General features: G+C 65.0%; 13 protein-coding genes and 1 pseudogene. 10 read left to right on the top strand and 4 right to left on the bottom strand.

Annotated elements, in window-relative coordinates; translation table 11 throughout:
* Window positions 1–74 precede the first annotated feature (74 nt).
* From galE to aroQ, 5 genes and pseudogenes are all read left to right on the top strand, one after another.
* Window positions 75–1,089: pseudogene (gene galE / locus AC5RUM_RS14880) on the top strand (UDP-glucose 4-epimerase GalE).
* A 22-nt stretch (window positions 1,090–1,111) separates the two neighbouring features.
* Window positions 1,112–2,395: an ABC transporter substrate-binding protein gene (locus AC5RUM_RS14885; protein ID WP_494035644.1), complete on the top strand. Its 1,284-nt coding sequence runs from the start codon at window positions 1,112–1,114 to the stop codon at window positions 2,393–2,395.
* Window positions 2,392–3,255 carry a carbohydrate ABC transporter permease gene (locus AC5RUM_RS14890; protein WP_494035645.1) on the top strand — a complete coding sequence of 288 codons (864 nt, stop codon included), beginning with the start codon at window positions 2,392–2,394 and terminating at the stop codon, window positions 3,253–3,255. Before AC5RUM_RS14885 ends, AC5RUM_RS14890 begins: the two co-directional genes overlap by 4 nt.
* Window positions 3,255–4,148 (top strand): carbohydrate ABC transporter permease, encoded by an 894-nt coding sequence (locus AC5RUM_RS14895; protein ID WP_494035646.1) that lies wholly within the window; start codon window positions 3,255–3,257, stop codon window positions 4,146–4,148. Before AC5RUM_RS14890 ends, AC5RUM_RS14895 begins: the two co-directional genes overlap by 1 nt.
* A 41-nt stretch (window positions 4,149–4,189) precedes the next feature.
* Window positions 4,190–4,666 carry a type II 3-dehydroquinate dehydratase gene (gene aroQ / locus AC5RUM_RS14900; protein ID WP_494035647.1) on the top strand — a complete coding sequence of 159 codons (477 nt, stop codon included), beginning with the start codon at window positions 4,190–4,192 and terminating at the stop codon, window positions 4,664–4,666.
* Window positions 4,667–4,707: 41 nt separating this feature from the next.
* Here the strand turns inward: aroQ and AC5RUM_RS14905 are convergent, their stop codons facing one another.
* Window positions 4,708–5,892, bottom strand: a complete 1,185-nt coding sequence (locus AC5RUM_RS14905; RefSeq protein ID WP_494035648.1) for a MarP family serine protease — start codon at window positions 5,890–5,892, stop codon at window positions 4,708–4,710.
* Between the two features lie 192 nt (window positions 5,893–6,084).
* Here AC5RUM_RS14905 and AC5RUM_RS14910 point away from each other — a divergent pair, with 192 nt between their 5' ends.
* A complete protein-coding gene (locus AC5RUM_RS14910; RefSeq protein ID WP_205652417.1) occupies window positions 6,085–6,762 on the top strand; it encodes a Crp/Fnr family transcriptional regulator in 678 nt (225 codons plus the stop codon).
* 108 nt (window positions 6,763–6,870) lie between these two features.
* Here the strand turns inward: AC5RUM_RS14910 and AC5RUM_RS14915 are convergent, their stop codons facing one another.
* From AC5RUM_RS14915 to sp36, 3 genes are read right to left on the bottom strand one after another with little or no spacing between them, the layout of a single operon-like run.
* A complete protein-coding gene (locus AC5RUM_RS14915) occupies window positions 6,871–7,782 on the bottom strand; it encodes an NUDIX hydrolase (protein WP_494035649.1) in 912 nt (303 codons plus the stop codon).
* A gap of 15 nt (window positions 7,783–7,797) precedes the next feature.
* Entirely contained in the window at window positions 7,798–8,331 is a 534-nt protein-coding gene (locus AC5RUM_RS14920) for a RidA family protein (protein ID WP_400579357.1), read from the bottom strand.
* Window position 8,332: 1 nt separating this feature from the next.
* Entirely contained in the window at window positions 8,333–8,488 is a 156-nt protein-coding gene (gene sp36 / locus AC5RUM_RS14925; protein WP_205652420.1) for a Sp36 family protein, read from the bottom strand.
* A gap of 37 nt (window positions 8,489–8,525) precedes the next feature.
* Between sp36 and AC5RUM_RS14930 the strand changes: the two genes are divergently transcribed.
* From AC5RUM_RS14930 to AC5RUM_RS14945, 4 genes are all read left to right on the top strand, one after another.
* Window positions 8,526–10,856: a transglycosylase domain-containing protein gene (locus AC5RUM_RS14930; protein ID WP_494035650.1), complete on the top strand. Its 2,331-nt coding sequence runs from the start codon at window positions 8,526–8,528 to the stop codon at window positions 10,854–10,856.
* Window positions 10,857–10,858: 2 nt separating this feature from the next.
* Window positions 10,859–11,806, top strand: coding sequence for a metallophosphoesterase (locus AC5RUM_RS14935; protein WP_494035651.1), 948 nt, complete (start codon window positions 10,859–10,861; stop codon window positions 11,804–11,806).
* Between the two features lie 144 nt (window positions 11,807–11,950).
* Window positions 11,951–13,789 carry an ABC transporter ATP-binding protein gene (locus AC5RUM_RS14940; protein WP_494035652.1) on the top strand — a complete coding sequence of 613 codons (1,839 nt, stop codon included), beginning with the start codon at window positions 11,951–11,953 and terminating at the stop codon, window positions 13,787–13,789.
* On the top strand, window positions 13,786–15,669 hold the full coding sequence (locus tag AC5RUM_RS14945; RefSeq protein ID WP_494035653.1) for an ABC transporter ATP-binding protein: 1,884 nt from the start codon (window positions 13,786–13,788) through the stop codon (window positions 15,667–15,669). The genes AC5RUM_RS14940 and AC5RUM_RS14945 overlap by 4 nt, the downstream gene beginning before the upstream one ends.
* Window positions 15,670–15,753: the final 84 nt, after the last annotated feature.

A 15,753-nucleotide genomic window follows, 5' to 3' on the forward strand; every position in this document is an offset into this window, starting at 1 on the left:
GGATTGCCCCGCCGTCCCGCTCTCCGGAGCAAGCGGGACGGCGGGGCGGCCCGCGCTTATCCAGAGGAACGCACATGAGAATTCTGGTTACAGGGGGCACCGGGTACATCGGTTCCCACACCGTCCTTTCCCTGCAGGAAGCCGGCCACGACGTGGTGGTGATCGACAACCTGATGAACTCCAGTGAGGAATCGATGCGCCGCGTAGCCCGGCTCAGCGGGAAGACCCCCGAGTTCCACCCCGTGGACCTGGTGGACGAAGCCGCAGTGGAACGAGTGTTTGCCGCCGGCGGCATCGACTCCGTCATCCACTTCGCCGGCCTGAAGGCGGTCGGTGAATCTGTCCGCGAACCCCTCAGGTACTACTACAACAACCTCGTCGGCACGCTCAACCTCCTTCGCGTCATGGAGCGGCACGACGTCCGCTCCATCGTCTTCAGTTCATCGGCCACCGTATATGGGGAACACAATCCCGTCCCCTATGTCGAAAAAATGGAGATCGGCGCCAAACAACCCCTACGGCAGGACCAAGGAGCAGATCGAGGACATCCTCTCGGACCTCGGCGACGCGGACCCCCGTTGGCACATTGCGCTGCTGCGCTACTTCAATCCGGTAGGCGCACACCCCTCGGGCCGCATCGGCGAGGACCCGCAGGGCGTACCCAATAACCTGGTGCCCTTTATCGCCCAGGTTGCCGTCGGGCGCCGCGAGAAGCTGATGGTCTTCGGCGGCGACTACGACACGCCGGACGGCACCTGTCTGCGCGACTACATCCACGTGGTGGACCTTGCCGAAGGCCATGTCGCCGCCCTGGACCACGTGGCCGACCGCGCCGGTGTATTCCGCTGGAACCTCGGCTCAGGCAGAGGCTCCTCGGTGCTGGAGGTCCTGCGGTCCTTTGAAAAGGCGGTGGGCCGGCCCATCCCCTACGAGATCACGGCACGGCGCCCCGGTGACCTTCCCGCGTTCTGGGCTGATGCCACGTCCGCCCTTGCCGACCTCAGCTGGTCCACCACCAAGACAGTAGACCAGATGTGCGAGGACCACTGGCGCTGGCAGAAAAACAACCCTAACGGGTACACCGGCTAGGACCGCGGGGACGGAGAATCCCATGATCACGCCCGGCAGTCACATTGCCAAAGCCCTGACCGCCGCGCTTGCCGCGGCGTTGCTGGCCAGTTGTGCCGCGCCGCCTGCCGAGAACGAAGTCACGCTCCGCTTCTTCCAGTTCAAGCCCGAAGCGGTACAGGAATTCGCCGGTCTCATCGACGAGTTCGAAGCCGCGAACCCCGGCATCCGGGTGCTCCAGGACAACGTCCCGGATCCGGACACCGCCATCCGGACACTCCTGGTGAAAAACAAGACACCGGATGTGCTGACCCTCAACGGAAACGCCAGCTTCGGCCTCCTCGCCGAGGCCTGCGTGTTCGCCGACCTCAGCCGGGAACCCTCGGCGCCGGGGGTGCTTCCAGCGGTGCAGGACATTCTCAACGCCAACGGGCGGTGCAACGGCTCGGAGATCAACGGGCTTCCCATGGCGAACAATGCCAGCGGCATCCTGTACAACCCCGAGCTCTTCGCACAATACGGTGTTTCCGTTCCCCGGACCTGGGATGGGCTCATAGCGGCGGCCGAAACGTTCAAGGCCAATGGGATCGCACCCTTTTACATGACCCTCAAAGACGCCTGGACCACCTCCCCGGCGCTGGTGAACCTGGCTGCCCAGCTGCAGCCGGAAGGCTTCTTTGACCGGCTGGACGCGGCCGGTGCCGACAGGGACAACAGCCCCGTGTCCTTCACCCAGGATTACCAGGAGATCGCCGACAAGTTGCTCCAGCTCTTCAGGTACGCCCAGCCGGGCGCGATCGGGGCAGATTACGCTACAGGCAACAAGGCCTTCGCCGACGGCAAGGCCGCGATGTATCTCAACGGCAGCTTCGCAGTGCCGGCCATCCGAGCGGCGAACCCGGACGCCAAAATCGCTTCGTTCCCCTACCCCGGCACGAACGATCCCGCCAAGACCACGGTGGTGTCCGGCGTCGACGTGGCGCTGGCGATGGGCAGGGACACTCCCCACCGGGCTGAAGCGCAGAAATTCATCGCCTTCCTGATGACCAAGGAAGTGATTGACAGGTACACCAAAAACCAGAGCGCCTTCGCCCCCATCAGGTCAGCTGCGCAGCAACAGGACCCGGCCCTTAAGGGCATGGCCTCCTACTTCACCGCCGGCAAGGTGGATGGCTACATGGACCACCGGCTGCCACCCAGCATTCCACTGGTCAACATCACGCAGCAGTTCGTCCTTGACGGAGACAAAGCGCGGTTCCTGAACAGCCTGGACAACGAATGGTTCAAAATTGCCGCCCGCAAGCCGAAGCGAGGTGACCGGGAGTGACGCACTCCACCAAGGCCTTCTACTGGATGGCTGTTCCCGCGCTGCTGCTCTTCGTCACCCTGCACACCGTTCCCGTGGTCACAGGCATGTTCTTCAGCCTCACGGACTACGCCGGCTACGGAAAATGGGACTTCGTTGGCCTTCAGAACTACGTCAGCCTTTTCAGGGACGACCGCGTCCTGGCCTCCTACGGGTTCACCTTCCTGTTCGCCATCACGACGACGGTGGTCGTCAATGTGCTGGCCCTCGGAATCGCCATGCTGCTCAACGCCCGGATCAAATTCCGCACCGCGTTCCGCGGCATCTTCTTCATCCCGAATGTGCTGGCGATCCTCATCATTGGCTACGTCTTCAATTTCATCTTCTCCAACTCCCTCCCCCTGCTGGGCCAGTCTCTGGGAATCGACTGGCTCTCCACCTCGATCCTGGCCAACAAGGACCTCGCCTGGCTGGGCGTCGTGACGGTCTCGGCCTGGCAATCCATCGCGTTCAGCACCATCCTGTACCTGGCCGGACTGCAGACCATCCCCGCGGAGCTGTACGAGGCGGCGGGCCTGGACGGTGCCGGCTACTGGCGGCAGTTCAGCTCCATCACCTTTCCGATGATCGGGGCGTTCTTCACCATCAACATGGTGCTGGCCCTTAAGGGCTTCCTGCAGGCCTTCGACCAGGTTGTCGCCCTGACCGGCGGCGGTCCCGGCACCGCGACCGAATCCGTCGCCATGGTGATTTTCCGCGGCGGCTTCCAGGGCGGCGAGTACGGCTACCAGATGGCCAACTCCGTTGTTTACCTGCTGGTCATCGTGGCCGTGTCCGTGATCCAGCTCCGGACGCTCCAGCGCAAAGAGGCGGACTTCTAATGACCACTACAACCGAGACGGCAGCATCAGCCCGAACCGTCAGGAGGTCCCACGGCCTGCGCCGCCGCGGCCGGCGGCTCGACGGCGTGAACTGGCCGCTGACGGCCATGGCCGCGGTCCTGGCACTGACTGTGCTCATCCCGCTGTACCTCACGGTGGTCACCGCGCTCAAGACGCCGGACCAGCTGGGCGGCTCCGGCTTCGAGTGGCCCAGCCGCGTCCGGCTGGAGAACTTTGCCGACGCGTGGAACCTGACCAACTTCCCGCGCGCCCTGCTGAACTCCGCAATCGTGACGGTGGGCGCGGTGGTCTTAACCATCCTGTCCAACTCCCTGGTGGCCTACGCCATCGCACGGAACCTGCATAAGCGCTTCTTCAAGTTCCTCTACTACTTCTTCGTCGCCGCGCTTTTTGTGCCGTTTCCGATCATCATGCTGCCCGCCACCAAGGAAACCGCTCTCCTGGGCCTGGACAACCGGGTGGGACTGTTCCTGCTGTACACGGTCTACGGTCTCAGCTTCAACGTGTTCGTCTACACGGCCTTCATCCGCTCCATCCCGCGCGAACTGGAGGAAGCAGCAACCATGGACGGCGCCTCCACCTGGAGCATCTTCCGCCGCATCATCTTCCCGCTGCTCACGCCGATGAACGCCACCGTAGGGATCCTGACATGCCTTTGGGCCTGGAACGACTTCCTGCTGCCCCTCGTCATCCTCTCGGATCCCGCGACGCGCACACTGCCACTGGCCCAATATGTGTTCCAGAGCCAGTTCAACACCAACTACACCGTGGGCTTCGCGTCCTACCTGATGGCCCTGGCACCCCTGCTGCTGGTCTACCTGTTCGCACAGCGCTGGGTGATCTCGGGTGTCATGCGCGGCTCCATCAAGTGACCTGCTGCGGCACCAAACCCGAACGCGATAGATTTGCACCCATGACTGAAGCCCCTCCCGCCAGCGCAGCCGGCCGCGGCACCATCCTTGTCCTCAATGGCCCAAACCTGAACCTCCTCGGAACCCGCGAGCCGGAGAAGTACGGGACGTCAACGCTCGCCGACGTCGAACAGCTCGCCAAGGACGCCGGAGCGGCGCACGGGCTGGACGTGGAATGCTTCCAGTCCAACCATGAAGGTGCCCTCGTGGACGCGATCCATGCCGCACGGGGCAAGGCAATCGGCATCGTGCTCAACGCCGGCGCCTACACCCACACATCGGTGGCCATTCGGGACGCCATCTCGGCGGTGCAGGTGCCCGCTGTGGAAGTCCACATCACGAACGTGCACGCCCGGGAGGAGTTCAGGCACCATTCCTATCTCTCGGACATCAGCAAGGCCGTCATAGCCGGAGCCGGAGTCATGGGCTACCGCTTTGCCGTTGAGTACCTCGCCGACCTGAATGCCGGCAAGGCCTGACCAGCCCAGGTAAAAGGGCGCCGCTACTGCTGGATGCGCCGCTACTGCTGGATACACTGCCCCGATGACACAGCGTTGGTGAGTTCCGGCGCCTGGGCGGCCACCGGCCGCAGGTCGATCATGGGGATGGCGAACCCGAGCGCAGCGTCGGAGGTGGTCTTGGCGAAGATCACGCCGGCCACTGCGCCGCTGGCGGTCAGCAGCGGGCCGCCGGAGTTGCCCGGCTGAATGTCGCCCGCAAGCTTGTACACCTCGTCCGGAACCGGATTGTCGCCGTAAATGTCGGGCACCAGCACGGTTGAAATGCCTTGGACGGTGGCCGGCTTCGACTGGAAGGGGCCGCCGTGGGGATAGCCGGCAAAGGCGGCGGCGGTGCCGGCGGGAAGATCCGGGCTCAGCGGCAGGGCGGCGCTGGGCAGGCCGTCGACGGCGAGCACCGCCAGATCGCGTTTGCCGTCGAAGTAGACCACGCGGCCGGGCATCGCCCCGCCGCCCGGCACCTCAACGACGGGCTGCGACACGCCCGCCACGACATGCGCATTTGTGACCACCCTCCCCGGCGAGACGACGAATCCGGTCCCCGTCTGGTTTTGGCCGCACTGGAACGCGGTGCCGGCGATCTTCAGGACCGACCCGGCCGCCCGGTTCAGGGCAGGGGTATCGGTGCTGGCATCCGGAACTGGAACCTGCTGTGGCTGCCCGATGCCCTCAATCAACCGGGGAATGCGGTCGCCGATCACCGCCGAGCGCAGCTGCGCCATGGTGGCCTTGACGGGGTTGGGGGTCATGCCGTCAATGAACCGGATGACCCTGGAGTCAGCCAGCTGCTGGGAAACGAACGGCACACCCAGGGCGCCGATGCTGAAGGCCAGCATGGACATGACGAGTGCCGCCACCACGACGTTCACGGCACCGCCCACCATCCGGTCCACCGCGCGCAGCGGCTTCAGGCGGACGGCGCTGCGAACGCTGCGGCCGATGGTGGTGCCCAGGGCGTTGCCCAGCACCACAAGCACTACGGCGGTGGCGATGATTGCCGTGAGCCGCCAACTGCTGTCCTCGACGAGGTCGCTGACCACAGGCACGGAAAGGAAGGCAGCCACAGCGCCGGCCGCGAAGCCGGCGATCCCGCCGACTGTCACCAGGAAGCCGTTGCGGAGGCCGTAAATCAGGTAGGACAGGAGCGTTAGTATCAACGCAAGGTCCAGAACGGTCAGGCCAAACAACAGGTCTCCTTACAGCCAGCTACGCCCGATTGTACTGGCGTAATCTGACAGTTTGCCGTGGGCGGCCCGTGACCTTCATGGGTTCTGGACACCTTATGGCCCGGTTCTGCTGCCAAGTACGCCACAGATCCGTAAAAATTCTGAAACAATGGCACAAGCGCCCCAGCCGACACATTTTAATCAGGAGAATTCATGGACATCGAGGTATTGCGCCGCGCGCCCCTTTTCGCCACCCTGGACGACGAGGCTTTCCGCCTGCTGACAGACGAGCTCACAGAGGTTGACCTGTCGCGCGGGGCATCGGTTTTCCGTGAAGGCGACCAGGGTGACCAGCTCTACTTCATTGTCTCCGGCAAGGTAAAGCTCGGCCGCACCTCCCCCGACGGCCGCGAATCCCTGCTCGCGATCCTCGGCCCGGGCGAGCTCTTCGGCGAGATGGCACTCTTCGATCCCAGCCCCCGCACGGCCACTGCCACGGCTGTCTCCGAGACCCGTCTGGCCGGGCTCCGGAACGAGAGCCTGAACTCCCTGCTGCGCACACGCCCCGAGGTTTCGGCGCAGCTGCTGCAGGCCCTGGCCCGCCGCCTGCGCCGCACCAACGACTCCCTGTCCGACCTTGTCTTCTCGGACGTTCCCGGCCGCGTGGCCAAGGCACTCCTGGACCTGGCCGACCGCTTCGGCCGCCCCGCCACGGACGGCGTCCTGGTAGCGCACGAGCTCACGCAGGAAGAACTGGCCCAGCTGGTCGGCGCCTCCCGCGAAACGGTGAACAAGGCCCTGGCCGAGTTCGTCCAGCGCGGCTGGCTCCGCCTCGAGGCCCGCGCCGTAGTCATCCTGGACATGCAGCGCCTCCGCCAGCGCTCCCGCTAGTCCACGCTCACGACGCGCAAAGTTCCGCGCGACACGCAAAAGGTCTGGCGCTACGGGAATTCCCGTCGCGCCAGACCTTTTCCGTGTCGCCAGGTATTTCGTGCGTCGTTACCGCTCGCGCTGGGGCTCGTGGGCCACCGTCTTCGCGGCTTCGACTTCCAGCATGAGCCTTCCGTCTTCCTCGACGAGCCGGGGCTGGTAGACGTGCGGCGTGCGCTTGTAGCTGAGATAGGCGATGCAGCCGGTCGCGGCCGCCATTTTCTCGAGCATGATTTCAGAGCCCGGCACCATAAGCTGCCCGAGGGTCAGCCCCACGGTGTTTTCCTGGCCGACTTCATCACCGAGTGCGGTGGTGTCGCGTTCGGCGATGATGTTTGTGGCACACACCCACCTGCCCCACACGCCCTTGCTCACCAGAAGCGTGGGCTGCTGGTTCATCGGGACTGTGGCAGCGAAGTAGCGGGTGTTGAAGCGGTGGTGTGCGAAGTCCGGGCTCAGCCAGTTCACCAGCGGCTTGAGCAGGTCCGTGCGCAGGGACAGCCCGCGCTGGGCCAGCACCTCCGTGAAGGACTTTTCCTGCGAGGCAACCGCTTCGCGCACTTTCATCCACTCGGGCGTGGCCGTGCCTTCAACGGTGGAGGACACGTCCTGCCCGGCCAGGAGCACGCCAGTTTCTTCGAACAGCTCACGGATGGCGCCCACAACGTGGCGGCGCGCCAGCCCGACGTCGTCCGTTCCCATCTGCTCGGCCCAATGCTGGGCCGAGGGGCCCAGCCAGCCGAGGGCGTCGTCGTCGGACGCGTCCAGGGACCCGCCGGGAAAGGCGAGGACGCCCAGCGGCGAAGACCCGGGCCGGTAACCCAGCCAGGTCTCCAGGCCGTTGGGCGAATCACGCAGCAGGACCACTGAGGAGGCGGAGCGCGCCGCGCGGGGCGTCCGTTCTCCGTGTTCAAGCCAGCTTCGCGCCGCCCCTTCGAGTTCGGGCGGAAGGGCAAAGAGGCGGCGAGCTAGCTGCGGCAAGGAAACGACCGTGCCTTAGCTGAATTCCGCGATCAGCTCGACCTCAACGGGTGAGTCGAGCGGCAGAACTGAAACACCGACGGCGGAACGGGCGTGCTGCCCCGCGTCACCGAGGACACGTCCGAGGAGTTCTGAGGCGCCGTTGATGACGCCCGGCTGGCCGGTGAAGGAGGGGTCCGAGGAGACGAAGCCCACAACTTTGACGATGCGGGTGATGCGGTCGAGGTCGCCGATGACGCTCTTGACGGCGGCCAGCGCGTTGACGGCACAGACGGCGGCGTACTCCTTGGCGTCCTCCGGGGACACCGTGGGCTCGTCCGAGGTGCCTTCGTTGCCGGCCGCAACCTTGCCCGCAGCTGGGAGTTTGCCGTCAATAAACGGCAGCTGACCCGACGTGTAAACGTGGCTGCCGGAAATGACGGCAGGAACGTAGGCGGCCACCGGCGCGGCGACCTGCGGGAGCGTAATGCCAAGCTCGGCGAGCCGCTGCTCGACGGCGGAAGTCGGCGCCGCTGCGGCGCCGGAAGCGGTTTCCTGAGGAGTCGTCATGCTACTGCTTCTCCCTCTTCAAGTAGGCCACCAGGCCGTTGCCTTCGGGGCCGGGGACAACCTGGACAAGCTCCCAGCCGTCCTCTCCCCACTGGTCCAGAATCTGCTTCGTGGCATGGATGATGAGCGGAATCGTTGCGTACTCCCATTTGGTCATGAACTCCAGCCTAGTCCTTGCCGGTAAACTGGAGAACATGGTGACTCGTAGGAACCCCATATTCGACACGGCCACTACCCTCGGAAAGATCTTTGCTTTCCTTGGCGTGAGCGCTATTTGCGGCGTCCTGGTGGCCGGCCTGCTGGTTCCGGCAGCCGCCGTTTCAGGCAGCTCGGCGAGCAGTTCGATCGACTTTTTCGACACTCTCCCGGCGGAGCTGCAGGTGGACCCGCCCAGCCAGTCAACCAAGGTTCTCGCCGCGGACGGGAGCGTGATCGCCAACCTGTACGCGGAAAACCGCACCCGTGTTCCGCTGGAGCAGATCTCCCCGTATATGAAGGACGCGGTGATCGCCATTGAGGACAGCCGGTTCTACGAACACGGCGGCGTGGACACCACAGGCATCCTCCGGGCCCTGGTCAGCACGGCCCGCGGCAACAAACAGGGTGCCTCCACCATCACGCAGCAGTACGTCAACAACGTCCTCAACGCCAACCTTGAAGCGGAAGGCAACTCCGACGAGATCAAGCTCAACGGCGTCAACAAGGGCGTGGGCGACAAGCTGCGCGAGATGAAGCTCGCCATTGCGCTGGAAAAGAAATTCACCAAGGACCAGATCCTTGAGGGCTACCTCAACATCGTTTTCTTCAACCGTGACGCCTACGGCATCGAAGCCGCGTCCAAATTCTTCTTCAGCACCACCGCGAAGGACCTGACGCTCCCCCAGGCGGCGCTGCTCGCGGGCCTCGTCAACAGCCCCTCTGCGTTCGACCCCATCTCCAACCCGGAGAATGCCAAGGTCCGCCGCGACCTCGTGCTGAACGTCATGCTCGGCCAGGGCAAGATCACCAAGGCCCAGCACACCGCGGCCGTAGCCACCCCGGTCAAGCCCAAGATCACTCCCGCCCGCCAGGGCTGCGCCTATTCGCCGATCGCTCCGTACTTCTGCGACTACGTGCTGCACTTGCTCCTCAATAACCCGGCCTATGGTGCGGATCCCGAGGAACGCGAAAAGAAGATCTTCCGCGGCGGCCTGACCATCAAGACCACCCTGGACCCGAAGGCGCAAAAGGCCGCGCAGGACCAGGTCAACGGTGCCGCCGGCTCCAACCCGGACAAGTGGGGCGCAGCCCTCGTCTCCGTGGAGCCGAAGACCGGCAAGATCACCAACATGGCCCAGAACACCTCATGGTTTGCCGGCAAGGGGAAGTTCGACAGCCAGATCAACTTCAGCGTCGACCAGTATGACGACAAGGGCAATGACCTGAACGGCCTCGGTGGCGCCCAGCCGGGCTCGACGATGAAACCCTTCACGTTTGCCCAGTGGCTGGAGGAGGGCAAGTCGATGAACACCATCGTCAATGCCTCCCAGCGCCGCTACAGCCAGGACTTCCCGTGGCGGAACACCTGCCCCACGCCCACCGTCGGATGGTATGACAGCACCAACGGCACCGATGACCTCCAGAACGCCGAAGAGGGCTATTACCGCCCGATGACGGTCCTGGATGGCCTGAAGAACTCGATCAACACGGCCACCTTCGCCTCGGCTGCCCAGGTCGACCTGTGCGGCATCCAGAAAATCGTTGACGCCGTCGGGCTCCATGGCGGCCTTCCGCTGCGCGACAAGGATACGAACGCCGTCGTCGACGCGAATCCCAAGGTCACCATGACCACGCTTGGCAACCTGCTGGGTTCCACGCAGACTGCCCCGCTGACCATGGCCAGCGCCTTTGCCACGTTCGCCAATGACGGCAAGTACTGCGCCCCGATCGCCGTCACCTCGGTGACCGACCAGACCGGTGCACAGCTCCCGGCACAGTCGACACAGTGCCGGGACGCCCTCAAGCCGGAGGTTGCCCGCGGTGTGAACTACGCGCTCCAAAAGGTCCTGAACGAGGGATCCGGCTCACTCATCCAGCCCAGGATTTCCACTGACACCAACTTCCCGATCGCGGCGAAGACCGGTACGTCCAACAACAACGGTTCCACCTGGGTTGTCGGCCACACCATGGGCCTTGCCACCGCCTCCTGGTTCGGTGATGCCCTGGGAGCGCAGGACAGGGCAGGGCAGAATGTGACAGTGAACGGCAAGTTCTACACCGGTATTGACGGTTACATGATCGCCGGCCCGATGTTCTCGCAGTTCATGGCCCAGATTGCACCGGCTTATGGCACCGAGCCCTTCCCGGAGCCACCGTCCAACCTGCTCTACGGCGCCCCCCAGTACCAGCCGCCGGTCCAGAACATTCCGCAGCCGCCGAACATTCCGCAGCCGCCGAGCAATCAGGAACCGCCCAGCAAGCCGGAACCCTCAAGCGGTACCGGCGGTTCCGGCGGTAATGACTCCGGTAAAAAGGGGAATGACTGACGTTGATTGATACAACACAGCTGGCAAGCCGCGCGCGAGGCATCGCGCGCGGCTTTGCCGTCACTGCCGCAGCCGGAACCGCCGTGGGCCTTGCCGCCACAGGCTACGGCCTCTGGGAGAAAAACCAGTTTGTGTTGCGGAACGAAACGCTTCCCATCCTGCCTGAGGGCCAGGACCCGTTCCGGATCCTCCATCTGAGCGACATCCACTTTGTTCCGGGGCAGAGGGCAAAGTGGGAATGGCTCCGGTCGCTGGCCGAGCTGAAGCCGGACCTCGTCGTTAACACGGGCGACAACCTGAGCCACCCCAAGGCCGTGGATCCGCTGCTCACTGCCTTGGAGCCGCTCATGGAGTTTCCGGGCGTCTTCGTCCCGGGCTCGAACGATTACTATGCTCCCAAGCTAAGGAACCCGGCGTCGTACCTGCGGGGGCCGTCCACGCTCAAGCGGGATACCGAGGAGCTGGACTGGCCGCGGCTCCGCTCCGGCTTTGGCATGGGCGGCTGGGTGGACCTGACCAACCGCCACCAGTCGGTTGTGCTCAGGGGCATGCGGTTCGATTTCTCAGGCGTGGACGACCCCCACCTGAAGCGTGAGCGGTACGCGGGCTGGCCCAGGGGCACCAGGGGCCAGGACTTCAACGCCCACCTGCGCGTGGCGGTCATCCATGCCCCGTACCAGCGCGTGCTGGATCACTTCACGGAGGACGGCGCCGACCTCCTCCTCGCCGGCCACACCCATGGCGGCCAGCTCTGCATACCCGGCTACGGTGCGGTCATTGCAAACTGCGACATTCCGACGTGGCGGGCCAAGGGACTGCACGACTGGCACAGCAACGGACATACGACGCCGGTCAACGTCTCGGGCGGCATCGGCACCTCGCGCTTCGCTCCCGTCAGGATCGCCTGCAAACCCGAGGCCGTCCTGCTGACGCTGACGGCCCGCGCCTGAGCAGGCTCACCTGAATGGGCGCCTTCGGCGCCACCTGATTTTTGACGCCGTCTGACGTTCGGCGTGCCGTGTGAACCGCACGACCCGTAGCATAGGGTAGTTGCTACGGGACACTACATACGCACCTGAGTTCGAGAAGCGGGCATGGCTAAGCAGACTTCGTTTTTCAGATCCGTCAGCCGGCTCTATCCCCATGTGAAGCCGATCCTCCCCCGGCTGCTCATGGGGCTGCTGTGCGCTCTCCTGGCCAGCGTGGTGGCCCTCACCATCCCGCAAGTGCTGCGGGTGCTGATCAATGAATCGCTCCGGCCCGGCGCTACCGCGGAGGCGGTGTGGTCCTCCGCCGGCGTCATCCTCGTCCTGGGGATCGCCGAGGCCGGGCTCGTGGCGCTCCGCCGGACGTTCGTCATCAACCCGGCAACGACAGTCGAAACGCGGATGCGGGTTTCGTTGTACAGCCATCTGCAGGACCTCACGGTCTCCTTCCACGACCGGTGGGGCTCGGGGCAACTGCTCTCCCGCGCCATGACGGACTTGAACCTCCTGCGGCGCTGGATGGCCTTTGGGGCGATCATGCTGGTGGTCACTACACTGACGGTGGTCATCGGCGTCGCCGTCATGTTCGCCATGAGCTGGCAGCTGGCGCTGATCTTCCTGGCGGCGGCGGTGCCCATCATGATTTACGGCTTCCGTTTCCGGACCCGCTTCAGCAAAGTTGCCCGCCGCAGCCAGGACCAGGCCGGCGACCTCGCCACCACGGTGGAGGAATCAGTCCATGGCATCCGGGTATTGAAGGCCTTCGGCAGGAGCCGCGAGGCGCTGGAAACGTTCAACGGCCAGGCCGAGGAACTCCGCCAGACCGAGATCGCCAAGGCCAGGCATCAGGCCACGTTCAGCATGGTGGTCACCCTCTTGCCGGAGCTAGCCCTCGGCACCGGGCTGGTGGTGGGTATCCTCCTGGCGGCCGACGGCCAGCTCAGCATCGGCGCGCTCGTTGCCTTCTTCGCCACGGCGGCCGTCATCGCAGCACCCGTGGAGTTCTCCGGGATGCTGCTGGCCATGGCGCTGACGGCGAAGAGCGCACTGGACCGCCACTTTGACGTCATGGATGCCGAGAACACCATCACCAGCCCGGCCAATCCCGCGCGGCCTGCAGAGTTGAACGGCGCCCTGGCCTTCCACAACGTCACCTTCGCCTTCGAGGACGCCCCGGACAAACCCATCCTCAAAGACGTCAGCCTGGACATCCGCCCCGGCGAAACCATGGCGCTGGTGGGCGTCACTGGGAGCGGCAAGAGTGCCCTGCTGCAGCTTGTTCCGCGCCTCTATGACGTCACCCAGGGGTCCATCACCATCGACGGCGTGGACCTGCGTGACTTCAGCGTCGAGGAGCTGCGCAGCGTGGTGGGCGTTGCTTTCGAGGACACCACCCTCTTCTCCAATTCCATCCGGGACAACGTGCTGCTCGGTGTCCAGAAAAACGGCGTCCGATCAAAAAGCGCGGGCGACGACGGCCTGGAAGCCGTCCTGGACGAAGCCCTGGACACCGCCCAGGCGCACTTCGCCTATTCCCTGCCGGACGGTGTTGATAGCCTGATCGGCGACGAGGGACTGAGCCTGTCCGGCGGACAGCGGCAGCGGATCGCCCTGGCACGGGCCATCGCGGCCAAGCCCAAAGTCCTCGTGCTGGACGATCCGCTGTCCGCCCTGGACGTCAACACCGAGGAACTGGTGGAGAATCGCCTGCGGGAGGTCCTGGCCGGCACCACGACACTGATTGTCGCGCACCGTCCCTCCACCGTCATGCTGGCCGACCGGGTGGCGCTGCTCGAGGACGGACGCATCGCCGCCGTCGGAACACATGCCGGACTGCTGGCGGCCAACCATCATTACCGGTACGTCATTGCCAGCCTGGAGACTGAGCCTCGGGATCTCGACACCGAACTGTCCGCCTTGGACGACGCCGAGGAGGCCATCCCTTGAGCACCACAGCGTTCGGCACAGCCAACGAGGACAACGCCCACCTGAGCAGGAGCGACAGCAAAGCCGTACGACGGCGGTCGCTCGCCTTGCTGGCGTCGCTGATCCGGCCCGTCCGGTTGCGTTTCTGGCTCACCATCGCCACGGTGGTCCTCTCCCAGGCGGCGCGCGTCGCCGGACCTGCGCTGATCGCCTTCGGCATCGACCACGCACTTCCGGCGCTGCGCGCCGGTGACAACGTCCCGCTCGTGATGACCGGCGTCGCCTACCTCGCGGCGGCACTGGCGACCGCGGGCCTGACCGCCCTCTACGTGACATCTACGGCGAAACTCAGCCAGGCCATGCTGCTGGACCTGCGTCTCCGGGTGTTCCGGCACACCCAGCGGCTCAGCCTCGAGTTCCACGAAAAGTACACCTCTGGCCGGATCATCGCGCGGCAGACGTCGGATCTGGAGGCCCTCCGCGAACTCCTCGATTCCGGAGTCAGCTCCCTGGCATCTGGCCTGATCTTCATGCTCCTCACTGCCGTCACGGTCTTTGCCCTTGACTGGCGGAGCGGGCTGATGGTGCTCGCTGCCGGCGTCCCGATGTTCTTCCTGGCCCGCTGGTACCAGAAGCACTCGCAGATCGCCTTCCGGGAATCCCGCGTGGTGTCTGCCCGGCTGATCGTGCACTTCGTGGAAACCATGACCGGAATCCGCGCCGTCAAGGCATTCCGGAAAGAACGCGACAACGCCGCCCAGTACGGGGAACTTGCCGAGGAGTACCGTAAGGCGACCGTCCGGTCCATCAACCTGAACGGCGTCTTCCAGCCGGGGCTGGTGCTGATCGGCAATGTCTGCGTGGCCGCGGTGCTGCTCTTCGGCGGTTTCCGCGTACTCAGCGGTGACCTCGCCGTGGGCGTGCTGCTGGCGCTGATGCTGTCCGCCAAGCGCTTCTTCCAGCCCGTGGACCAGATGGCCATGTTCTACAACTCCTTCCAAAGCGCGCAGGCGGCGCTGGAGAAGGTGTCCGGCCTGCTCGAGGAGGTGCCCACGGTCCGCCCGCCCCGGAACGCGGTGGACCTGCCTGAGGCGCGCGGCACTCTTGAGTTCAAGGATGTGGAGTTCCGGTACGGCAGCGGCCCGCTCGTCATCCCCAGGCTCAACCTCAGCATCCCGGCGGGCCAAACGGTGGCACTCGTCGGGCAAACCGGCGCGGGCAAATCCACCCTGGCCAAGCTCATCGCCCGCTTCTACGATGTCTCCTCCGGCTCAGTCTCGCTCGACGGTGTGGACCTGCGGCAACTCAGCACCGCGGATCTGCGGCGGAACATTGTGATGGTCACGCAGGAGGCGTTTCTGTTCAGCGGCTCCGTGGCGGACAACATCGCACTCGGCCGGCCGGACGCGTCACGGGAGGAAATCGAGGCAGCGGCGAAGGCCGTGGGCGCCCACAAGTTCATCCTGGAACTTCCGGAGGGCTACGACACCGACGTCAACAAACGCGGCGGCCGCGTGTCGTCGGGCCAGCGGCAGCTGATCAGCTTCGCCCGCGCCTTCCTGGCCCGGCCCGCCGTGCTGATCCTCGATGAGGCCACGTCCGCGCTGGACATCCCCTCCGAGCGCCTGGTGCAGAGCGGCCTGGCCAGGCTGCTGCGGGGTGGACACTACGGGGGCACGGAACAGGACGGCGGTACAGAACACGACGGCGGGATAGCGCACAACGGTGGGCGGCGGACCGCGCTCATCATCGCGCACCGGCTCTCCACCGTGGAGACCGCCGACAGGGTGCTGGTGGTCCACGACGGCCGCGTGGTGGAGGACGGAACGCCGGAGGAACTGATCGGCGGCGGAGGCCGCTTTGCCCGGCTTCACGGTGCGTGGAAGGACTCGCTGGTGTGAGATCGGTGTTTCTCGTGGCCGCACGGCCACGATTTCGCATGTGCCCCTCCCATCCGGTATTCTTGTTGAGTTGCTTTCGCAGCG

Source organism: Arthrobacter sp. B2060 (genome assembly GCF_059090445.1).